The organism is Cystobacter fuscus (genome assembly GCF_044360685.1).
Classification (GTDB): Bacteria; Myxococcota; Myxococcia; order Myxococcales; family Myxococcaceae; genus Cystobacter; species Cystobacter fuscus_C.
Genome location: NZ_CP043491.1, coordinates 6,243,804 through 6,265,322 on the forward strand (window position 1 = coordinate 6,243,804; position 21,519 = coordinate 6,265,322).

17 protein-coding genes are annotated in these 21,519 nt (G+C 63.1%); 2 read left to right on the forward strand and 15 right to left on the reverse strand.

Going from position 1 to position 21,519, the window contains the following annotated elements; all coding sequences use genetic code 11:
• Positions 1–7: 7 nt before the first annotated feature.
• The 13 genes from xerD to F0U63_RS25640 all read right to left on the reverse strand — a co-directional run bounded on the left by xerD (position 8) and on the right by F0U63_RS25640 (position 16,732).
• Positions 8–967, reverse strand: coding sequence for a site-specific tyrosine recombinase XerD (gene xerD, locus F0U63_RS25580; RefSeq protein WP_395833327.1), 960 nt, complete (start codon positions 965–967; stop codon positions 8–10).
• Positions 968–977: 10 nt separating this feature from the next.
• Positions 978–1,592: an L-threonylcarbamoyladenylate synthase gene (locus tag F0U63_RS25585; RefSeq protein WP_395833329.1), complete on the reverse strand. Its 615-nt coding sequence runs from the start codon at positions 1,590–1,592 to the stop codon at positions 978–980.
• A gap of 14 nt (positions 1,593–1,606) precedes the next feature.
• Positions 1,607–2,905, reverse strand: a complete 1,299-nt coding sequence (locus F0U63_RS25590) for a cation:proton antiporter (RefSeq protein ID WP_395833331.1) — start codon at positions 2,903–2,905, stop codon at positions 1,607–1,609.
• Positions 2,902–4,101 (reverse strand): sodium:proton exchanger, encoded by a 1,200-nt coding sequence (locus F0U63_RS25595; RefSeq protein WP_395848423.1) that lies wholly within the window; start codon positions 4,099–4,101, stop codon positions 2,902–2,904. Before F0U63_RS25595 ends, F0U63_RS25590 begins: the two co-directional genes overlap by 4 nt.
• Positions 4,102–4,135: 34 nt before the next feature.
• Entirely contained in the window at positions 4,136–4,474 is a 339-nt protein-coding gene (locus F0U63_RS25600) for a hypothetical protein (RefSeq protein WP_395833333.1), read from the reverse strand.
• Positions 4,475–4,513: 39 nt separating this feature from the next.
• Entirely contained in the window at positions 4,514–4,969 is a 456-nt protein-coding gene (locus F0U63_RS25605; RefSeq protein WP_395833335.1) for a general stress protein, read from the reverse strand.
• Between the two features lie 399 nt (positions 4,970–5,368).
• Positions 5,369–8,044: a [protein-PII] uridylyltransferase gene (glnD, locus tag F0U63_RS25610; protein ID WP_395833337.1), complete on the reverse strand. Its 2,676-nt coding sequence runs from the start codon at positions 8,042–8,044 to the stop codon at positions 5,369–5,371.
• An 83-nt stretch (positions 8,045–8,127) separates the two neighbouring features.
• Positions 8,128–8,682, reverse strand: coding sequence for an imm11 family protein (locus F0U63_RS25615; protein WP_395848424.1), 555 nt, complete (start codon positions 8,680–8,682; stop codon positions 8,128–8,130).
• Positions 8,683–8,823: 141 nt separating this feature from the next.
• Entirely contained in the window at positions 8,824–11,844 is a 3,021-nt protein-coding gene (locus tag F0U63_RS25620; RefSeq protein WP_395833339.1) for an ATP-binding protein, read from the reverse strand.
• A complete protein-coding gene (locus tag F0U63_RS25625; RefSeq protein ID WP_395833341.1) occupies positions 11,844–12,806 on the reverse strand; it encodes a hypothetical protein in 963 nt (320 codons plus the stop codon). Before F0U63_RS25625 ends, F0U63_RS25620 begins: the two co-directional genes overlap by 1 nt.
• Before the next feature lie 12 nt (positions 12,807–12,818).
• The gene (locus F0U63_RS25630; protein ID WP_395833343.1) at positions 12,819–13,796 is read right to left on the reverse strand and encodes an AAA family ATPase; all 978 of its coding nucleotides are present in this window, start codon (positions 13,794–13,796) and stop codon (positions 12,819–12,821) included.
• Positions 13,793–15,652, reverse strand: coding sequence for a hypothetical protein (locus F0U63_RS25635; protein ID WP_395833345.1), 1,860 nt, complete (start codon positions 15,650–15,652; stop codon positions 13,793–13,795). The genes F0U63_RS25630 and F0U63_RS25635 overlap by 4 nt, the downstream gene beginning before the upstream one ends.
• A gap of 3 nt (positions 15,653–15,655) precedes the next feature.
• The gene (locus tag F0U63_RS25640; RefSeq protein ID WP_395833347.1) at positions 15,656–16,732 is read right to left on the reverse strand and encodes a metallophosphoesterase family protein; all 1,077 of its coding nucleotides are present in this window, start codon (positions 16,730–16,732) and stop codon (positions 15,656–15,658) included.
• 785 nt (positions 16,733–17,517) lie between these two features.
• On the opposite strand from F0U63_RS25640, the gene F0U63_RS25645 reads away from it, so the two are divergent.
• Positions 17,518–18,282: a hypothetical protein gene (locus F0U63_RS25645; protein ID WP_395833349.1), complete on the forward strand. Its 765-nt coding sequence runs from the start codon at positions 17,518–17,520 to the stop codon at positions 18,280–18,282.
• Positions 18,283–18,780: 498 nt separating this feature from the next.
• On the opposite strand, the gene F0U63_RS25650 is transcribed toward F0U63_RS25645, so the two are convergent.
• Both F0U63_RS25650 and F0U63_RS25655 read right to left on the reverse strand, forming a co-directional pair.
• On the reverse strand, positions 18,781–19,593 hold the full coding sequence (locus tag F0U63_RS25650) for an alpha/beta fold hydrolase (protein WP_395833351.1): 813 nt from the start codon (positions 19,591–19,593) through the stop codon (positions 18,781–18,783).
• 68 nt (positions 19,594–19,661) lie between these two features.
• Complete coding sequence (locus tag F0U63_RS25655) at positions 19,662–20,690, reverse strand: alcohol dehydrogenase catalytic domain-containing protein (protein ID WP_395833353.1); 1,029 nt, start codon at positions 20,688–20,690, stop codon at positions 19,662–19,664.
• 249 nt (positions 20,691–20,939) lie between these two features.
• On the opposite strand from F0U63_RS25655, the gene F0U63_RS25660 reads away from it, so the two are divergent.
• Positions 20,940–21,512, forward strand: coding sequence for a TetR family transcriptional regulator C-terminal domain-containing protein (locus tag F0U63_RS25660; protein WP_395833355.1), 573 nt, complete (start codon positions 20,940–20,942; stop codon positions 21,510–21,512).
• Positions 21,513–21,519 lie beyond the last annotated feature (7 nt).

Consider the following 21,519-nt stretch of genomic DNA (forward strand, 5'->3'; position numbering starts at 1 on the left):
CCGGGGGCTACGTCTTCCGGGCGGGTTTGCGCGCGGGCGCCTTGCCGCCCATGCTTCCACCGCCCCGTCCGCGCACGTCGTCCCCTCGGGGATGGGCATGGTCATACACCGCGCGCAGGCGGGCGCTGTTGACGTGGGTGTAGATCTGCGTGGTGGCCAGGTCCGCGTGGCCCAGCATGGCCTGCACCGCGCGCAGGTCCGCGCCGCGCTCCACCAGGTGCGTGGCGAACGAGTGGCGCAGCTTGTGCGGCGACAGTGGCTTGCGGATGCCGGCCTTGAGCGCGTAGCGCTTGAGCAGCTTCCAGAAGCCCTGCCGGGTGAAGCCATCTCCCCGGGGGGTGACGAAGAGCGCCTTGGACTCGTGCTTGCCGAGCAACACCGGCCGCGCGCCCTCCAGGTACGCCTGGACCTTCTCCGCGGCGATGGTGCCCACCGGGACGATGCGCTCCTTGGAGCCCTTGCCCTTGGCCACCAGGTAGCCCGCGCTCAGCTGGATGTCGTTGATGCCCAGCCCCACCAGCTCGCTCACGCGCAGACCCGTGGCGTAGAGCACCTCCAGCATGGCCTTGTCGCGCTGGCCCACGGGGGTGTGCTCCTCGGGCGCGGCGAGCAACTGCTCCACCTCCTCCAGGGTGAGGAAGACGGGCAGCTTGCGCGCCGAGCGGGGCGTGTCGATGTCCTCGGTGGCGTCCTTCTCCAGGTACTTCTCGGCCACCAGGAAGCGGTGGAAGCCGCGGATGGCCGCCAGGTGCCGCGCCTGGCTGCGGCGCGACAGCCCCCGGGCATTGAGCGCGGACAGGTGGCGGAGGATGTCCTCGGCCGTGACGCGCTCGGGCTGGGTGATGCCCCGCTGCTTGAGCTCCGCGAAGTACACCGCCAGGTCCGCGGCGTAGGCATCCACCGTCTTGCCCGACAGCCCCCGCTCCGCGCGGATGAAGGCGATGAACGCATCCAGGTAGGCTTCCATGCCGCGCCCCTCAGTCCAGCTGGCCCTTGCCCTGGCGCAGCACCTCGAGCTGATCGCCGATGAGCGACACCACCGTGCTGGCCTCCAGCAGCGTCACCCCGCCATCGAGGATGAGATCCAACCCGTGGCCGAGTGCGTCCTTGATGCTCCGCGCGTCGGTGAGCGGCTCGCCCTCGGGGTCCGTGGCCGAGGTGGTGACGAGGGGGCGGCCCAGCCCGGCGGCGATCGCGCGCGCCAGCGCCGAGTCCGGCACCCGGATGCCCACCTGCTTCTGCTTGGACATCATCACCTCGGGCACGAGCCGCGTGGCCTCAAGGATGAAGGTGAAGGCGCCGGGCGTCAGCCCCTTCATCGTTCGGTAGGCGAAGTTGCTCACGTGCGCGTACTTCGCCACGTCCGAGAGATCCGGACACAGGATGGACAGGGGCTTCTTCCGGTCGCGCCCCTTGAGCTTGTACAGCCGTTCAATGCCCTTCTTCGAGCCGAGATCGCACGCGAGACCGTAGTAGGTGTCCGTGGGGTAGGCGATGAGGCCACCGCCGGAGAGGACGTCCACGGCGCGCTGCACGTGCCGGGGCTGGGGGTGCTCCGCGTTGACCTCGAGGATGGGTGCCACTGGCGCCATGGGGTGTGTCTCCGCTAGGCCGCGCCCGGCGACTCGTCCGCGTGGGACTCGCCGCTGCGCTGGATGGCCCGCCGGGTGAGGACGGGGCCGATGAGTTCGTGCGCGGTGATCATCGCCACGATGAGCACCTCCACCTGGGGGCCGAAGGTGGGGAAGGTGCGCGAGACGAGCGCCGCGAGACCGAAGGTGACGCCCGCCTGGGAGATGAGTCCCATCCACAGGTTCTGCCGCAGCCGGGGATCCTCCACCGGGGCGAAGTGCCGGCACGAGCCATAGATGGCCACGGCGCGCAGGGCCACGAGCAGCATCGCCGCCGGCCCCACCGTGACGAGCGCGTCCAGCTTGAGCCCCGCGCCGGCCGCGGCGAAGAAGAGCGCGAAGATGGGCAGGCCCGCGCGCTGGATGGCGTGGTGGATGCGCTCGCCCTCGCGCGGATCCAGGTTGACGATGAGCGCGCCGGCCGACAGCGACACCATGAGCGGCGACAGGTGCAGGCGCGCGCCAGCCTCCGCCGAGGCGAAGCACAGCCCCACCAGGAACAGGGGCAGCTCACGCTTGACCTGCCGCATGTACAGCAGCAGGCACAGCGCCAGCACGGCGCCCACCGCCATGGAGCCGAACAACTCCCACCCCACCCCCGTCAAGAGCCCCCCCACGTCCAGCCCGCCGCCGAAGCTCGCCCGTGCCAGGCCCGCCGCCACGGCGAAGCCCACCATGACGACCAGGTCGCCGATGATGACGAGCGCCATGAGGAACTCGGTGAAGGGGCCCCGCGCGGCCGTCTCCTGCACGATGGCGATGGTGACGGTGGGCGAGAAGGACACCACCACCATGGAGATGAGCGAGCTGACGGCCAGCGCCTGCGCCAGCGTCATGGGCGCGAGGAAGGGCAGCCATGGCCGGAGCGCGAGGAGCGCGCCGAAGATGACCAGGAACGTGACGCCGCACACCAGGCAGCACAGCGTCACCACCTTGGAGCCCACCCGGCGGATGAGCCCCCACTCCAGCTCCGTGCCCGCCACCAGCGCGATGAGGCTCACCGCGAGCCCCTTGACCAGCTCCAACCCCTTCACCCCCGCGCCGGGAATGAAGCCCAGCGCGTACGGCCCCACCGCCACGCCCACCAGCAGGTAGCCCGTGAGCCGGGGCAGCCCCAAGCCCTTGGCCACCTTGCCCGCGAACAGGCCGCACAACAGCAGCGCCCCGGCGGCCAGCGCCACCGACGTGCCCGTGTCCACCCGCCACAACTGGGCCCGGGAGATCGCCGCCAGCAGCACCAGCAACAGCAACAGGCGCATCAGCGCGGGCTTCATCGCGGCCCTCCCCTCATCCGGATGGGCGGGAGCACCTGACTGAAAGCCCAGTGGCCGAGCACCTCGTTGATGAGCGCCCCCGCCACCACCACGTCGAAAACGCGCTGCGACAGGGGTCCGGGCACCAGCACCAGGTACTCCACCACCAGGCACAACGCGAGCCCGCCCTGGGCGATGAGCGCGTAGCCCAGCCGCGGCGGCAGCGCCAGCGTCTGCCCGGCGATGCGCTGCGCGAGCGCGCCCCCCATCACCTTGCCGAGGAAGCGCAGCCCCAGGTACGCCGGCACCAGCGCCCACGCGAGCACGTCTCGCGGCTGCACGTGCGCCCCCACCAGGAAGATGAGCAGCAGGTACGCGGGCCGCTCGAAGCGGCCGAGCACGCGCGCCGCTCCCCGCACCGCGCGGCCCCCCACCAGCGCCAGCGTGGCCCCGCACGCCACCCCTGTCAGCAGCGTGGAGACGCGCAGGTAGGCCGACGCCCCCGACACGAGCGCCACCCCGCCGAGCAGCACCGCCATCAACTCGCCTTGATCATTCAGCCCCTGCATGAGGATGGCGATCAGCCCGCCACACGCCACCCCCAAGAGCAGCGCGAGCGCCACCAGCCCCAACCCCTCCCCGGGATGCGCCGCCGCGCCGAAGGTGAGCGCCACCATGAGCACCCCCAGGCCCACCAGATCGTCCAACATGGTGAGCAGCGCCACGGACAGCCCCGTGCGCCGCTCCATGCGGCCACTGCGGTAGCCCAGCACCGCGAAGTGTCCCGAGGACAGGCTCGCCGCCGCGCCCAGCAGCGCCGCCGCTCCCACCGCCTTGCCCGGCGGCAGCCCCAGCGTGAACAGCAGGGGCCCGGCGAGGGGCAGCGCCACCCACAGCAAGGCCGTCCCGGAGTGCGCCAGCGCCGCCGCGTACACCTCGCGCGGCAGCAGCCTCAACAGCCGCGGCTCCAGATCCAACCCCACGCTCATCCCCGCCACCCCCAGGCCCAGGGCCAGCAGCGGCTGCAGCGAGTTCAAGTCGCTCCAGGACAGCAACCCCACCAGATCCGGCCCCAACACCGCGCCCAGGGCGAGGAAGAGCAGACCACTGGCGACGAGCTGGACCAGGACCGGTGAATGGCTCGGTTCCAGCACCCGGCGGTGGGAGGCCAGCAGCGACAGCGCCGAGATGGCGAGAAGAACGAGCAGGGCCTGCACGGCCCGGGTGCTTAACACCGCCGGACGCGCGCCGTCACTCCCGTCGATGCAAGGACGCTCCGATCACCGGCAGGGCCACCAGCCGGCCCATGGGCGGATCATCCGCGTCCATCTCCAATTGCACGCGCTGCACCAACCGCTCTACCTCCTCGGTGGGCAGCGACTGCAGCACACTCACGAGGATCAGCTTGTCCTCGTCCGCCCCCAGCGCGAGTCCGCGCAGGCCGGCGAAGACGGGAACCTCGGCCGACAGCGTGGCCGCGGCGCTCCGGGCCCGGACGACCAGCGGCTCGGGAATCCCAAAGTCCCGGAACCGCCGGATGGCTCGTTCAGGCTGGTCCACATGGTCGAGAAAAGCGAGCAAGAGGTACACGGCTCCGGTGTCTATCCGGTCCGTGCCCCTCCCGTCACGCTACTCCGTGCGCTCCGGGGTGGCTTCCTCGGCCGCCGCCGCGGGCGCACGCTCCTCCTCGGCCGCCGGAGCCGCCGCCGCCGCGCCCGCCTGGGCCTCTTGCAGTGCCCGCGCCGCGCGCTTGCCTTCCTCGATGAGCTTCTTCACCTTCTGCCCACCCTTGCGGCCGATCTCCTCGTAGAAGTTCGGTCCCCGCGTGGCCTTCACCCGGTCTCCGCCCTTCTTGCCGATCTCCTCGTAGAACTTGGCGCCGCGCTCGGCCTTGACCGTCTCGCCGCCCTTGCGGCCGATCTCCTCGTAGAACGAGCGGCCACGCTCCGCCTTCACCGTCGCGCCGCCCTTGCGGCCGATGGTCTCGTAGAACTCGCGACCTCGCTCGTTGCGCACGGTCTCTCCGCCCTTACGCCCCGCCTCAGCCACCGTCATGCTGCCCTTGTTGTCTTTGTCCTGTTGCATGTCCGTCTCCTCCTGCGTTGCCCCGTCCCCACGCGGGTGCCCCTTGCTTGAAAACTTGGGACGGAGGCGCCCCGATGCAAGCAAGCTCTGTACTCCGCCAGCCGTTCACAATCCGAGGGAAGCACCTGAAACCTCAATGATTTCAGCAGCTTACACCCCAAAGCCCTCCATGCACGCCAGACTACGGCCTGTCCGCCTGGACGCTTCAATGTTGAGAACACACCAGCCCGCGTTGTGGATTCCCGATAGATCTCCCACCTCGGCCCCCACAGGCGGGCGATCACGAGAGGGGTAACGGCCCCGGCGAGCTCTGGCTTGGAATCCGGACACTCGGGCGGGCGGCACAGGGAGGGCTCGCCCTCTCGTCCGCCACGGGCACCGGGAGCCGTCCGGGAACGCTCAGGAGCCCTCGTGCTCCAGGGCCTCGAGGGCGGCGGTGATGGCGTCCACGAGGGCCGCCTCCTCGCTCGCGCCTTCCACCCGGGCGCCCGTGCGCGTGACGTAGAACGAGTCCATGGCGCGGTGGGCCTCGGTGGACACCTTGGCCAGGGCGATGCTCGCCCCCGAGCGCGTGAGGGCCGAGGCGATGGCGTGCAGCAGGCCCACGCGGTCGCGCGCCAGGACGTCCACCACGGAGAAGTCCCGCGAGGCGCGGTTGTCCACCGTCACCCGGGGCGCCACGGGAGGCAGGTGCCGCTGCGGCAGCGAGCCCGCGCGGCGCCGGCGCAGCACCTCCTCGATGGGGGCCGCGCCCGTGAGGACCCGCAGGAGGTCCGCCCGGGCCTGACGCCAGCGCGAGCGCTCCAGGCGCTGTCCCTGGGGAGGCCGCACGTCGAACACGTCCAGGGCCAGCCCGTCCGAGGTGGAGACGATGCGCGCGGAGAGGATGTCGATGCGGTGGGCGGACAGCACGCCGGCGAGCAGCGCGAGCAGACCCGGTCTGTCCCGGGCCGCGAGGGTGAGCTCGCTGGAGCCCGCGTCCGGGTGGTGGCGCAAGGCGGCGGCCAGGGGCTGGCGCGCGGCCCGGGCGAGCAGCCGGCCATGGAGCGTGGCGCGCGCGGGATCCGTCCCGAGGAAGTAGCGCTCCGGGAGGCTGCCTTCCAGCTCGCGTGCCCGCGCCTCGCCGAGCACGCGGGCCCAGCGCGCGTGGAAGCGCTCGCGCACGAGGGGTCCGCCCGTGGGCGCGCTCCGGCCCACCAGGTGCGCGCGCGCCTTGTCATACAGCTCGCGCAGCAGTTGCCCCTTCCACGCCGTCCACATGCGTGGCCCCACCGAGCTGATGTCCGCCCAGGTGAGCAGGTAGAGACAGGTGAGCTTCTCCACGTCCCCCACCCGCTGGGCGAAGTCGGCGATGAGCGCCGGATCGCTCAGGTCCCGGCGCTGCGCGGTGTGGCTCATCGCCAGGTGCTCCTTCACGAGGAACTCGGCCACCTCGCGCTGGCGCGCGGTGAGGCCCAGCCGCTCGCCGAGCGCCACCATCAACAGGCGGCCCTTCTCCGAGTGGTCTCCCCCCATGCCCTTGCCCGCGTCGTGCAGGAGCATGCCCAGGTAGAGCGGGAGCGGATCCGTCAGCTCGCGCATCTCGCGCGACAGCTCGGGCTCCTGCGCCACGAGCTCTCCCGCGCGCAGGGTGTAGAGGCGGCGCACGGCGAAGAGCGTGTGCACGTCGACGGTGTACACATGGTACAGGTCGTGCTGGTGGTGGGCGGTGACGCGGCCGAACTCGGGCACCACCGCGCCGAGCAGCCCCATGTCGTGCAGCTCGAAGAGGAGCTCGCCCCGGGTGCCGGGCCGGGCGAAGAGGGCCTTGAAGGCGGTGGTGACGGCGGGCGTGGCGCGGGCGGCCTCCAGCGCGGGCAGGGCCTGCTGCGCCTGTCCCCGGGCCCATGAGTAGAGCGGCACGCCGTGCTCCTCGGCGGTGCGCACGAAGTCGAGCATCGAGGCGGGCTCGCGGGTGAACAGGGCGGGGTCGGACACGGTGAGCTTGCCGTGGAAGACGCGGAAGGGGCCCAGGCGGCGCCCCGGGAGGAAGGAGACGCGGCGCGCGGCGCTCAGCTCCTCGCAGCGGGCGATGAGCGCGTCGGCGGCCTGGCGGATGGCGCTGGCGGCGAGGTAGTCGTCGCGCATGAAGGCTTCCACGGGCAGCACGGGCCCCTGCTGGTAGCCGAGGAAGCGCGCCACCTCCTCCTGCAAGTCGAAGGTGAGCCGGTCCTCCTTGCGTCCGCGCAGGAAGTGCAGGTGGTGGCGGATGCGCAGGAGGAAGTCGCGCGCGGCCTTGAGGCGCGCCACCTCCGAGCCCGGGAGGATGGACTGCTGGAGCAGGCCCGTGAGGCCGCGCGTGTGGAAGCGCACCCGGGCGATCCACAAGGCCGTCTCCAGATCGCGCAAGCCGCCCTCCCCCTGCTTGAGGTTGGGCTCGAGCAGGAAGACGGAGTCGCCGAACTTCTCGCGGCGGGCGCGCAGCTCCTGGGCCTTCTCCTGGATATAGGCGTCGGCGCGGTGGGTGAGCAGCCGGGGCAGGACGTTCTGGGTGAAGAGCGCGAAGGTGGCGGCGTCGCCGGAGAGGAAGCGCGCGTCGAGCAGCGCGGTGCGGATGGTCTGGTCGCCGTCGGCGGCGCGGATGCATTCCTCGGGCGAGCGGGCGCTCCAGCCGACGGCGCGCTTCAAGTCCCACAGGAGCGTGGGGAAGGCGCGGGCGAGCGGCGCGGCGGCGGCCTCGGGAACGCCCGGGGGGCGCAGGAGCAGCAGATCCAGATCCGAGTGGGGGGACAGCTCGCGGCGGCCGTAGGAGCCGAGCGACACGAGGGCGAGGCCCGGAGGGGCATCGAGCTCGGCGGACAGCTCGGAGAAGAGGCCCTGGACGAGCGTGTCGGTGGCGGCGGCGAGCAGACGGCTGGTGGACAGGCCGGCGGCACCGCCGCGGTGGAAGGCCTCGACACGGGCGGAGGCCTCGCGCAGGTAGTCCCGGGCCCGGGCCAGACGATCCGCGGGGCCTCCGGGGGGAAACACCGGGAGCGAGCCAAAGGTCTCGTGGTGGGTGGCCGCGGGGGGAGTCGGGATGGGCGGGACGCTCATGGAGGGCTCGGAACCGGTCGGTCGTCCCAACCACCATCGCTCAGGTCCGGGCCCGTCCCCAAGCACCACATGCCCAAGGGCGTTCAGACTTCGTCGAACCGTCCCCCAGAGATGCCGGTTCGCTCCAGCGCCGCCTTGATCTCTCCGTCAACGATAAGTGCGGGGTGCCACCCCCACAACCGGAACACACGCGCGTCACCCACCCTCGATTTGTCGATGCGCAAACCGGAAACGGCACGGTATCGGCCCACCTTCTCGGGTCGGCCATCTTCCGGCGTCCAGAGTCGCGCCTCGATGCAGCGGACGGTGCGCGCCACGACTAGGAGGTAATAGGGCTCGGCCTGCCCGTCGACCTCCACGGGAAAGAGTTGGACGTCGTTGGGTGCCATCTCGCGGAACACCGACGCGACTTGCCTGCTGAGGATGGGCGTGAGCCCGACGCCCGCCGAAGTAAAGTCCAGCGGACTGCCCGGACGAGAGACTGGAACACGCAGTCTGCCGGGAGGATCTATGCGCTCTCCGCTGGAGAACGCCCAGACATCATCCACTTGCTCGCCATCCGCAGTGGTCGGCGTGGTCAAATACCACCGCTCCTGCACGTCAACGTCGATACTCAGATCAAAGAAGTGTTGTTTCATGACCTTACGCAGGCGTTCCATATCCTGCTCAGATGCAAAATCGAGCCCAACTCAGAACCAACGCAATCCACACAAAGAAAATCATAAACAACATCACCAACCACACAAATACCAAATTTCACATGACAATTCACATTGTCATCATATCGGACGGGATGAAGCGATCTGCAGAATCTGCTCATCAGAGAACTGCTCAATGTTCAAAATAGAGGGCTCAGCATTGAAGTGTTCCACTTGGTTATCCCGGACCACATGAAACTCACCGGCGACCTGTCCGGGAATCTTTGCGGGATCCACCCGAGCCGCACTGAGCATGGGCTTCATCTTGTCCAGCGCTACTTTCTCCTTCACGCGACCAATGAACCAAGTGCGGATGTTGTCGCGGTACTTGTAGTCAAAGTCTCCCGGATTCTGCGTGGCGAGCATCAGCCCCAGCCCCGCCGAGCGCGCGCGTTTGAGCAAGTTCTCCATTGGCTGCTTAGTGGATGGCTGGCGCATGGCGGGCAAGTACAGGTCCGCCTCATCGAAGAGGATTGCCGCCTGCAGCGTCGGGGAGGGGTTGCGGCCGAGCCAGCGCGTCACCTCGATGAGCAACTGGGACACCCAGAAGATCACGTTATTGTTGTCCCCAAGGAACTTGGTGCTGATGATGCTCAGGCGCGTGCGCCCCGGTATGGCGTGGGCACCCCGGCCGAGCAGCAGATCCATGTCGAGCTTCTCTGCCCCGCTGTCGAGCAACATCTTGGCGTCGAGCCGCAGCCGGTCCAGGTCATCGGCGAGCTTGTCGAAGAGCTTCACGTCCAGACGTCCCACGGCGTTGACCAGGCGCGGATCCTTGTCCCCGATGAACTTCACGAGCCTGTCCAGGGAGACGCTCTCGCGTGTGAGTTGGACGTACTGATCGATGGCCTGGGCGAGCAGCGTGCGGCATGACTTGTCCTTGGGGCTCTGGCGGTAGTCCAGCATGCCCGCGAGCGCCTCGGCGGCGTGGCGCGTGGCCTGCTGCCGGTCGAAGTCCGGCAGGGCATCGAGTCCATCCGGGACGATTGGGATGGCGAGTGGGCGGCCACCGGGATGGCCTGGGGTGAAGAGCGCCACGTCGAGTCGCTCGCGCAGCGCCGCCTGTCGCGCTGCCCTGAGTGGGTCAGTGAGGGCGCTTGTCCAAAAAGCCTCGGAGGCGTAACCCGCGAGGTCTCCCTTGAGATCTACAAGGATGGCGGGCACTCCCTGCAAGGCAAGCTGCTCGATGACGTTGAGCGAGAGCGTCGTCTTACCGCTGCCTGTGCTACCGAGGAATATGGCATGCCGGGCCAATTCGTCAGGGTTGAATAGCACCGGTTCGCGCAGCAAGCTGCTCATCTCGCCGATGCGGAGTGGCTCAAACTTCCGATAGGGCATCGTAGGAATTGGAACCGAACGCAGAGATGGTGGAGCTTTAGCATTAGCGCTAGGTTTGAACTCTAGCTGGGTGGTGCGGGGCTGAGCAGAAACAGACTCCGAGCGAGCCATGGGTCGGAGATGTTCCAAGTTGAGGATCTCGCGTAACGCCTTGATATGAGTGAGCGGTCGTTCCGAATTCAGCCATGCGGCGAAGTCAGCACGGTGTTCGTATCTTTTGCCAAATGCGCGCAGAGCAATCATTGTGCGACAGTCATTATCGCTGAGCACTGCACGACGCCCTCCTTCACGAAGAAGCTTACCGAGTGCCATGGCAGAAGTCGTCTTGGGATTGCTCGGGAAATCCATGGTGCGAACAACAACGGGGATGCGCCCCTTCGACTCATTCCTCGCTTGTTCGAGTTGCCGCGTAAGGATTCCACCTTGGGTTGAACCATTACACATGACTACATAAATCCCCGCTCCTCCTGGAGATATATCAACGTAGATAGTCTCTCCCACCAGTCTTGCTTCGAAATGGTACCCGGCATTCAGCTCATTTGTGACGGCTGACAGGGCCCATGCGAGGAGTTCGATTAACTCAGAATCCTCATCGGGAACAGTTATGGGCCCGAAGCGGGCGTCATTCCAGAGAAGACCCAGCCTCAGGTGAGAGTCGCTTGGCGGATGTTGATCCGAAGTCGACGAGGTTGCATGCTCGCGATTGCGTTCCTCAAGTTTGTCGTTTGTCAGATCCTCCTGCCGAGACGTAATGCGGAGCTGCTCATGCGCCCCTTCATTCTCGTTCCTTGGAGTGGATATTTCGGAAAGACGGACGTCACGCCGAACAGGTTGGTGCTCCTGTGCGATAGAGTTGAATCCAGGCTCTTGAATCACACGACCTTGGCGACGCTTCAATAGAAATCGTTCACCCAGCACCGTCCTAAGCTCAGCTTGATCCTCTACAAATGGGATTGCCCTTTGCTCCCCCTTTTCAAAGGTAATCACATAACAATCACTCGCACGCACCTCCAGAACAAGCGGGCGCGTTTCAGGCAAATCAAGACAATGCGCCCCAGCAATCTCAGGACCACCCACCTCCAACGACTGTCTGCCCAGTCGCAATCCGACAGAAACCCTTGTCAAGTCGCTTGGTAGCGCCCAGGGCAACCATGAGGGAATGTGGTGCTTCCCCATTGGCTTCGGCAGATGTAAACGGCCGGTAGTAAGCATCCGTACGACAACTACGAGGAATTGAGCAGCTTCGAGTTCCTGTAGTCGGGGTGGCAATTGCGCTAACGCTTGCTCTGCCCAGCCAGCCACCCCCTCTCGCCCGGGAGTCCGACATGCATGGATGATCTCGGCTAAGAGTCGCTCTACCTCCTTATCAATCTCCGGCGATGCAGGGAGAAGCGAGAGATAGAGCAAACGTTCCTCAATCTGAATTGCTCTGGGAGCATTCTGATGTTCGCGCAGCAGGACGGCCCTCACCCTATCGATCAACACAGGCTCACCCAGCAACTCATAACGAAGATGCTGGGCGATCTCCGGAACCAAGACCAATCCAACTGGACTTCCAATTTGGACAAGAGGGCTAAACCAAAGATCTGCTTCGGCAGACGCGTCCACTTCAGGTATAATCTCAATCCGCAATCTTCGCAGGAGTTCGGGTTCAACTCGAGCAGCAAGGGACGCGCACTGCGCGAGACGAACAGCCCCTGGCCTCAATTGACGGAAGCTTTGGACGATAACCTCCGGCTTCGGTTCGAACTCGCTGTGGTTCATCACCCCTCCCTCGCACACCGCATGCGAGCTCGAACTTGCGCCACGGTAGTACGTCTATCCCATTGAACAATACGTATCACATGACGCAGTGGCGTAGGCCAACGCGATGGCGGATAAGGAACAAACGCCACCACCGGACAACCCCTTTGCGCCAGACGACGGGCAAACACCAACCAATCCTCAACTCTAGCATTAGCTTTAGAGTATGCTGATCCGCCAACTCTTAAATCGGTTAGTAGCAGGACCGGAGTTCCAGGAAGTGGCGAAACGAGCCTGCTTCCACTACGAGTCAATACGTGCTCGGGAAGACCATTAAAAACATCAACTTGAACTCTCTCAAAACCAATCACTCTACGCAACTGAACGAGCAACTCCTTCTGGTCGCGTGAGAAGGGAAGCATCGCTTCGCTCTTGTCCACGAGGACTTGGACGCCTTTGCTGAGCGTGGGCAACCGTTCCACCGGAAGATTGTACAGCGGTTCGCCACGAGAGAGTTGCACAATAATCTTCTCAAGATCAATGAGTTCAGCATTTCTCTCTGTTTGAAGTGCTGCTGTAAGCAAATTCCGAGTCAAGGCTGGTTCAAACAGAGGCTCAAGCGTTGTGGATCCCCTCGTTGGAGAAGGCGCGGGCATAGCCTGAACAGAATTAAACCAATACGGGGGAGGCAGTGACCTTTGTTTCAGCGCCTCAATCGTTGTTTCTGCCCAGTCAGCGTTGTCGGGCGCTGAATCCGTCGATAACACAGGCAGTGACTCCAATTGAATGGCACTTGCATCCCGAGATACGTTCGAGTCGCGTCGATGGATGCCCTCCACCTCTTTTACATTCTCATTTTGGTGATTTATTGTGTCGATCCAGCCTAGGCCTAGAAATCCCGCAATTTGCTGCGAAGTACCCAAGTCTGCAGGCTGGAGTTTCATCAGTGCAAGAAGCAGATCTGAGAGGAGGATATCTCCCATGGGCGGTCTCAATTACCACGAGCGCTTGATAAGAGTGACCTGAAGTATTTGCTCCCAGAATTGATCGTCGGGTTGGGCTGCATCACTCCTTAGTTGCAGGCAGGCCCTCACCGCGTCAAGAAATTCAGGTGCGCTTGGTGGGCGTCGGCCCTGTGCAATCGCAGCATCTCTCAATTGATCAATCTTGGTGGCGAGCTGCTCATATAACCTCTTATGCTCAGCGCCAAAATGAATGGTGGCAATTCGAATTAGCCTCTGACTGCTTGGCGTCGGCAGTTCCAGTACAACACACCTGCGCAAAAAGGCAACTGGCAATTCCCTCTCGTCATTGGAAGTCATGACCACAAAGGGTGGTTGTTTAGCCTGGATCATCCCCGCCTTCCCTGCTGAGAACTGGAGAGAGCCCAGCGGAACCAACAAATCATTGGGGACGTCCGGCTCAGCCTTATCAATCTCATCAAGCAGAACTACTGCCCGATCATCCACTCCCAAGCGTCGACGCAGCTCATTTATTTCTCGATTTGGCTCCTGCACAGGTGTCACATCAATTCCTTTGCCTGCGCCACGCCGTTCCGCGCTCTCTCTGTCAAATGCCCACCACAGAACACTAGGCTCGATATAGTGGATATCATTTTGAAGCTGATGCATAGCCTGAGCGTCATTAAGTCGGCGCAGGGAATCAAAATGCCAGAGCAAATCTTTCGCCTGCGTTCGAGAGGAGATAACGTCCTCGTAGTAACGCCAGCCCATAATTCTAGCCACCCATGGAGCGAGCGAAGATTTACCTGAACCAGAGGGACCTCTAAGCAGCAAGGGGCGACCAGTTGCCAATGCTACGTTTACTGCGAGTACGATAGACTCGGTATACTCATAGAGAATCCCGTCCCGACGATCTACCGAATGGTTCCGCATCTCAAGGGTAGAGACGGGTTCGTACGGCTTCTCGGGATCAAATATCTTTTTATATTGCATTTTATAATTATCCATCATGGAATGTAGATCCCCATTGCCGCCGACATAGTGGCTGAATACAAAATAAACGCCCTTTTTTCCTGTTCTAACTGCAGCCGAGGAACAATCACTTCAATAGAGCCAGGTGGATTCGCCTGCCCAGTAAACAAAAGAAGGGTGATTGTTCTGAAGTGCTCCTTGAGTCTTTGGACCACACTGGACGAGAGCGTAGGCGGTGCCAAAAGCTGAATCACGACCGGCAACTCCATGCCATCTTCCAGCCCCTCCAGCAGTGCATCAACGGCTTCATCTGAATCACAATTCCATAATGCTCGCTTGAGACACTCATAGATCTGGCTCTTGATTTCTTCGAATGAGTATTCAGTGAGCTTCGAGAGAGAGACCCGTATCCACGGGAGTTTCTCTTCCTCAAATTGGGCCCTGCATACGTAATATCTTCCGGTGAAATCCAATTTCTCTCCATTGATTCCTGCCACGCGCTCCAAAGGAGATCTTTGGGTCACGTCCACTAATTTTTGCGAGGCATCGGGATGGACCCATCGGAACGGTGTAATAAGCTCTAAGAGTCGTATTGCTCGCTCTCTTCCAAGATGAGGGCCCAGCCATCTTATCGCTTGGGCCATGCTCTTCATGCTCTCTGATGTGAATGCTGGAGGAGTTAGTAAATGATGAGCAAGTGCTTGGGCAAGGTCGGTCAGGTGCTGATCTGTAGGTAGTTGCGCGTCCAATTCCTGTAAGGCCTTCTTGAGCGGAGCTGGATCTTTTATATGCTCCAATTCTTCAATCACTTGCCGGAGCACCAATGGTGGAACCAGAGCGGGCTGAATGTGAGTAATGTTCCGACGGGACAGAGTAAATGATTCACTCCAACGTTCTTCGTTAAGCCGCCAAGTGATATTGTTTGGAACAAAACGAGTATATTGAGCGACCTCGTTCTGCTGGGCTAACCGCGGCCAGATCTGCAGGTTACAAACACCTTGGTCAAGTTCTATACGGAGTGCCTCATATCCGAAGTGACATACTCCATCAATTGGCTGACATCCGAATAGCGAAAGCCCTGGGACATATCGCCGCATCTCCGCGCCACCAACTTCTTCAAACCTGGGTTTTTCTTTCGCGTCCCCGAATAAATAGAGAACGAACCGGCCAGGCGGATAGATGAATTCATGGAAATGGCTGCTTGATCGCGAGTGAAGTCTGGCGCATGAGTGAGGAGTAATCAGCAGATTGAGATCCCGCTTCTCTAGCCAACCCGGAGGATCATTGCTGCAGACCTCATTGAGTTGCAGTACGTCTAATTCTAACTCTTTGTGCTGGGCAACACCCAGGAAACCTGAGTTGAGGCTTATCACTCCCAATTTCAGCCCATTTGCTTCCACTGTGGCTGAGAAATCTCCGGGGATGAGCCCGGTGGATCTGGAAATGGTTGATGCTTGCTTGCATTTTTCCAGCCACCGAGTATAGGGAGCGAAAGCGTTGGCAACCTTCTTCCGTAAGGGGCTTTTTGATTTCCAAAAAGCCTCGCGCACACGGCTACTCTGATGCCAGCTTGTTAAAGCGAGCACGCCTGAATCGTCATCACGCGGCAACAAAAGGTCTCGTTCTCCGGGGACGGTTAGCAATTTGGGTTTTGATCCCAACTTCTCCAACCGCGCCCACAATGCCTCTACGAATTTCGTAACGAGTTCGAACTGCTTCTCGGTTCCTGAGTCGGTCAGATTGCCGCTAATCAGAACCAAGTCGAAGGGACCAGCCTTTCTATGAAGCGCCTCAATGTCCGCATAAAAAATTGAGTGATGATGCGGGGCAAATGAGCATTGTGCCGGGTTTCCCAGGCGCAAATCAGTCAGATGGAGGCAGTTTATAAAGGCCAAGGCTCAGTGCCTCTCGGCTACTTGAAAATCTTCTGTCGTTGCTTCATTTGCATCGAGATCGTACCGACGACTATCAGGGATTATGCGCCGATACTGCGCCTGTTCGTTGAATTCCATGCTTCGGGGCCATAGGGTCAACGCACCACGTCCTGAATCCACCTTGAGTTCGATAGCGCAATAGCCGTGGACCCTTCGACCCGCGCGGCTTTGGGCACGCTCCCAATACTCCAAACCGAAAAGCGAGACTCCACAAAGTCTTCTTCGAGGCAACGCACCACCCTCTCTTGAAAAAGAGGCGACTGGCTCGTGCATGTGGCCGTGCAGATGAGCTAGGAAAAAGCCAGGCCGGTCGATGTTAGCTCGAAACCTTTGTTGAGATTCCTGGCTAAGCCAGGATGCCGGATGGTGGGTCAACAAGAGAGATACATCATGTTGTCGTAGCCACTCTGGCGGATCACCACCACAGACAGCGTTGAATTGCCTAAGATCTATGTCCAGGTCGCCTTCAAAATCCCTCCCACTAAGTTGCAGGAATGCTGAATTCAGACCAACTACACCTAAGCGAAGCCCATTTTTTTCGAAACTGACCGAAAAGTCGCCCGGCAGTAGCCCCGGCCTCAAGATAAGTGGGGAGTTCTGTGCACGATGTCTCGCCCATGCACTAAAGGGCTTGAACGCCTTCTCGACTGCTTGACGGTACTCTCCTTTCGGCTCGTTCCAGAATGTTTCCCGAATCTCGGAATCATGATTCCAAAGGGTCAGTGCCTTAACAACCGCAGATGTCGACTTGGGGCGAACGAGATCGTGATTTCCAGGGACAACCAGAAAACCAGGATTGCATCCATGCTCCTTAAACCAACTCCAAAGCTCCTGCAGCATGCGCTCAAACTGTTCGAACTCCTCCTGGGTTCCGCTCTGGGTCATATCTCCGGTGAAGACCACGAGATCCAAAGGACCGATTTTCTGGAGTAGTCGTCCCAAGTCTTGCCGAAACGCATCTTTCACCTCGGGCCAAATGACTTTTTGCCCTTTCAGTCCTTGGTGGAAGTCACTAAGGTGAAGCAAGCGTATCGACGCCATTTGTAAGGGTCCCGAGGGTGGAAATCTGAAGAGAGTGGTGACCAAGGTATCCTAACCCAAAGTCGCATCCTACATCGTCCTTCTTTGGCCCTCAAGGAGGAGTCCGACGCAACGCGTCAAGGCACCCTAGAATCATCTGCACGAGCACTACCCCGGGACATGAACGAGGCTTTACACCCTCCAGACACAACTGCCAGTCCGGGCGAGCAGCGCGGAGGCCCGGGCCAGACGGTCCGCGGTGCCTCCGAAGGGCGTCACCCTGTGGCCACCCAGCGGTGGCTGGACATCGGTCCCTCTTTCAGTCGGCTACGCCTCTCCGACGACAACCCCTTTTCGAAGCCCTCTTCCGTACTCCCAAGTACCGCCCCTCCTTCCCCGACAAGCCCTTCTCCTCGCTCAAGGAGGCTCTCTCCTGGATTGACCTCCTTCACCCACGTCTCCTCTCCGTCTCGACCCCACCCCGCTCCCCCACGCAGTGCCATTTCTTTGGCCAACTGCTTGAAGTTAGAGCTCGTTTCAAAAATGAACCCACCGGGTCAGGGCAGGTGACCTAGCGCACCTTCCTCGGAACGTGACTGCGGGCGCAGTGGTTCCAGGTACACCACAGCCACCAGGAACCCGAGGATAAGGGCGTGGAGTTGCAGCGATGGGCTGCGACGCAGCGTCCCAACGTTGAGACAGTGCCGATCGGGTTACGCGGTGCAGAGAATCTGCGCCCACGACTCCTTACGTCTGTACAGTCACGCGACATTTCAGGTAGGAGGACCCGAAAGATGAGGAGCACAATGAGAGATACTTCTGAATGGAAGGGCGGCCGGATCGGGCCCTATCAAGTCGGCAACTGCTACCGAGACATCCCGGCGGAGATCGGGCGCATCTACGAGGCCCACCACATCGAGACGGGCGCGCCCGCGTTCGTGCTGCTTCCAACGGAGAACGAGGCGTGGGGCGCGCGCTTTGCCTGGAGCATCCGGGCCACGAGCTACGCGCATCCGTCTGCGCACGTCATAGAAGTCCAGAACGATTCTGAGGTGGAGGACTCGGCCCTCCACGAACTGACCTTGATGTTCATCCGACTCGCGGGAGCCTCGGCGAGCATCGAGGACCGAAAGGCGGCGCAGGCCCACCTCAGCCACAAGTCCACGCCCCTTCCGCGTCGCCGCCGGGTGGCGGCGCACTGGGGACTCGCGGGGGTGGGACTGGCCCTGGCGGCCGGAACGCTGCTCTTCCTCTGGACACACCCTCTCCAGGAATCGCAGATGCATCACGAACCTGGTTCAAGGACGCGGGTGGCAATGGAAGAACCTCTAGCTTTCATTGATGCGCGGGATAACGCCTTCCCCGTCATCGCGTACCCCATGCCAATTGCTCCTTTCAAAGGGCAGCAAAAGCCTCCCTGTATCCCAGTGACAGAGACGGAGATCCGAGGCGGGTGCTGGGTTCAGCACGCGCAGCTTCCTCCCTGCCCTCCCAGCACGGCCGAGTACCAAGGGAAGTGCTACATGCCAGTCAAGGAAAAGACTCCGGAGCCACGCTCTGTTCAGCCCTGACCCGGATACTCCCGGGCCAGACGCTCAGGGGCCCACCGGAGGGAAACACCGGGAGCGAGCCAGCAAGGGGGACGCGGCAGTGGACGATTCAGACCTCATGAACCGCCCGCCAGAGATGCCGGTTCGCTCCAGCTCCTCCTTGATCTCTCCATCCACGATAAGGGCGGAGTGCCACCTCCATAGCCGAAACACTCGAGCATCACCCACCCGCGACTTGTCGATGCGCAGTCCGGAAACGGCACGGTATCGCCCTACCGGGCGAATCTATCCGCTCCCCGCTGGTGAACGCCCAGACATCATCCACTTGCTCGCCATCGGCAGTGGTCGGCGTGGTCAAATACCAGCGAGCCCACGCATCAACGTCGATACTCAGATCAAAGAAACGTTGTTTCGTGGTGGGTGGCTGCGGGGGGGCGATGGGCGGGACGCTCATGGAGGGCTCGGAACGGTCGATCGTCCCGGCCACCATCGCTCAGGTCCAGGCCTGGTCCCAAGCGGTCACTCCAGGAACCGGGTGACCTGGCCGGCGAAGTCCTCGATCTCCTGGAAGAGGAACCCATGTCCAGCGTCGGGGTAGAGAATCAGCTTCGCGTTGGGTGCTTCCTGGGAGATGACGTAGGAGCGATAGGCGGGGAGCATGACATCGGAGGTGCCATTGGCCACCAGGACCGGCAGCTTGAGTTCCCCGAGGCGCGCGCGCGTCCCCTTCCACTGAGTCAGTGCCTTGACCTGACGCAGGAAGGACTCCTTCGTGACGTCGGGCACCCTGTCATGGAGGGCACCCAGCCGGGCCAGAGAGGCCTTCCCGGCAGCGCGGCCCGTATCCGTTTCGGTGAAGAACAGGAACAGGAAGTCCTCGTCGCTGTTGACGGGCCGGGTCATGACCTCGGGCACCCGGGGGTGCGCCTGCGGGCCATCCGTGATCCCGCCCGGACTGGAGCCCGCGATCACCAGCCGGCGCACGAGCTGGGGGCGGTCGAGCGCGACCTGCTGGGCGACGGTCCCTCCCAACGACCAGCCGAGCAGATCGACCTTCGTGAGCTCCAGCGCATCGATGAACGCGGCCGCCACCTCGGCCATCCCCTCGATGCTGTCCGGCACCTGGCCGCTGGAGCCGCCAATGCCCGCGTTGTCGAACCGGATCACCTGCCGGTGGGCAGCGAGCGCGGAGACAAACGCCGGGTCCCAGTCGTCGAGCGTCCCCCGGAAACGCTGCAAGAGAACGAGAGGAACGCCGCCTCGCTGTCCATCGACGCGATAGGCCAGCCGTCCAAAGCGGGTGTCCGTGAAATGCAATCCATTCTGGCTCATGATGTCGGCTCCTTTGAACTGCTGTGTTTCATCCGCTGGCGATTCGCCATCGCGGACCTTGTCTGTCTTCACTTGACGCCGGTGGTCAGCACCATGCGGAAGCGCGCTTCGTTGCGAATCATCTTGGCGTAGCCTTCCGCCGCCCGCTCCAGTGGCAGGGTCTCGATCCGGGCGCGGATGTCCCGCGGCAGGCTGAAGTTCAGCATGTCCTCGGTCTCGACCGGGGTCCCGGTGTTGCTGCCCGAGATGGAACGCTCGCCGAACAGCAGCTCGCTGACGGGGACCTGCAGCGGCTCCGCGCCCGCGCCGACGATCACCAGCCGCCCCTGGCTCTTCAATCCCCCCAGCAGGGGCCCCATGCTCGCCGGATTGGCGGCGGTGGCGACGATGACGCTCGCGCCTCCGAGCGCCTGAAGGGCCTTCGCCGGCTCTTGCGCCTCGCTGTCGATGTAGTGGTGGGCGCCCAGTTCCAGCGCCATCGCCTTCTTGCCCGCGCCGCGCGCGATCGCCACGGTGCGATAGCCCATGTGCCGGGCGAACTGGATTCCGAGATGCCCGAGTCCACCAATGCCCTGGATCGCGACCAGCTCGCCCTGCCGCGCCGGCGACTTGCGCAACGCATTGAAGGTCGTGACACCGGCGCAGAGCAGCGGCGCCGCGTCGACCGAGCTGAACTCCTCGGGAATCGCGATGAGGCCATGCTGATCGGCGAGCATCGCCTCGGCGTAACCTCCGTCGACATGGATGCCGGTGATTGGCTGACTGGAGCAATTGACGAAGTCACCCCGGCGGCACGAATCGCACTCGCCACAGCGCCCGGACAGAAAGCCCACGCCCACGCGCTGGCCCACCTTCCAGCGCGCGGCGACCCGCGTGCCCACCGCGGCGATACGGCCCACCACCTCGTGACCTGGCACCCGGGGATGCTCGAGGCCCGGAAAGCCGCCCTCGATGGTCAGCGCGTCGGTGTGACAGATACCGCAGGCCTCGACCGTGAGGAGGACCTGCTCGGGGCCCGGCTTGGGAAGCGGGCGCTCCACGAGCTCCAACTTGCCTCCTCCCAGGGCCTGAACCGCTCGATAGGTGGCTGCGGACATGTGCGTCGTTCCTCTCTTGGAATCGCCTTAATATGACCGGTCGTATAAATACGAGTCGTGAGGGTAGCGGTCAAGCGAATTGGCGTTCTTTCGTCGCGCGGGAGGGCACCGGGCCCGTGGCCGGAGCACCCCCGCGTCGTGGGGATCGTGGGAGTGGCCAGGCCGGGTGGCGGTCCGGAGGCAATGGCATTGCCCGTTCGGACCGGCACCCATTATCTAGAGTGAAACGAGCACAGAGGGAGCGGACACGTGGGAAGACCCAGCATCCGGGAGAAGATCGTGGAGGCGGCTTTGGATCGCTTCCACCTTCTTGGCTACAACGCCTGCGGCGTTCAGGAGATCGTCGAGTCGGCGGGCGCGCTCAAGGGCTCCTTCTACAATCACTTCAAGTCCAAGGAGGCGATGGCGGTCGAGGCAATCGAGCGCTACGGCCAGAGTGTCGGCCTCGACATCCTGAAGGACGAAACGCGCGATCCCGTGCAGCGCTTGCGCGACCACGTCGACTTCTTGGTGACGCGCCTGGTCCACCATGACTTCGAGCGCGGCTGTTTGATTGGCAGTCTGGGCAACGAGCTTTCCCACAGCGCGCCCCTCGTTCGCGAGGCGGTCGACCGCGCCCTGGATCAGTGGACCGAGCTCGTGGAGAAGGCCTTGCGCGAGGCGCAGCGCGACGGGCGGCTCGCGAGCGGACTGGAGCCCGCGCGGACCGCGCGTTTTCTCGTGAATGCCTGGCAGGGAGCGGTCCTGCGGATGAAGGTCGTCAAGAACCGGGAGCCCCTGGACGACTTCATGGAAGTCACCTTCCGCTCCATCCTCCGCTGAGAACGGG

Excerpts from the sequence above, each read along its gene's own strand:
- F0U63_RS25615 (WP_395848424.1), bottom strand. The coding sequence starts at position 8,682 with ATGAAACAACACTTCTTTGATCTGAGTATCGACGTTGACGTGCAGGAG.
- F0U63_RS25645 (WP_395833349.1), top strand. The coding sequence starts at position 17,518 with ATGAGAGATACTTCTGAATGGAAGGGCGGCCGGATCGGGCCCTATCAA.
- F0U63_RS25585 (WP_395833329.1), bottom strand. The coding sequence starts at position 1,592 with ATGGCGCCAGTGGCACCCATCCTCGAGGTCAACGCGGAGCACCCCCAG.
- F0U63_RS25650 (WP_395833351.1), bottom strand. The coding sequence starts at position 19,593 with ATGAGCCAGAATGGATTGCATTTCACGGACACCCGCTTTGGACGGCTG.
- F0U63_RS25630 (WP_395833343.1), bottom strand. The coding sequence starts at position 13,796 with ATGATGGATAATTATAAAATGCAATATAAAAAGATATTTGATCCCGAG.
- F0U63_RS25625 (WP_395833341.1), bottom strand. The coding sequence starts at position 12,806 with ATGGGAGATATCCTCCTCTCAGATCTGCTTCTTGCACTGATGAAACTC.
- glnD (WP_395833337.1), bottom strand. The coding sequence starts at position 8,044 with ATGAGCGTCCCGCCCATCCCGACTCCCCCCGCGGCCACCCACCACGAG.
- xerD (WP_395833327.1), bottom strand. The coding sequence starts at position 967 with ATGGAAGCCTACCTGGATGCGTTCATCGCCTTCATCCGCGCGGAGCGG.
- F0U63_RS25620 (WP_395833339.1), bottom strand. The coding sequence starts at position 11,844 with ATGAACCACAGCGAGTTCGAACCGAAGCCGGAGGTTATCGTCCAAAGC.
- F0U63_RS25590 (WP_395833331.1), bottom strand. The coding sequence starts at position 2,905 with ATGAAGCCCGCGCTGATGCGCCTGTTGCTGTTGCTGGTGCTGCTGGCG.
- F0U63_RS25640 (WP_395833347.1), bottom strand. The coding sequence starts at position 16,732 with ATGGCGTCGATACGCTTGCTTCACCTTAGTGACTTCCACCAAGGACTG.
- F0U63_RS25655 (WP_395833353.1), bottom strand. The coding sequence starts at position 20,690 with ATGTCCGCAGCCACCTATCGAGCGGTTCAGGCCCTGGGAGGAGGCAAG.
- F0U63_RS25605 (WP_395833335.1), bottom strand. The coding sequence starts at position 4,969 with ATGCAACAGGACAAAGACAACAAGGGCAGCATGACGGTGGCTGAGGCG.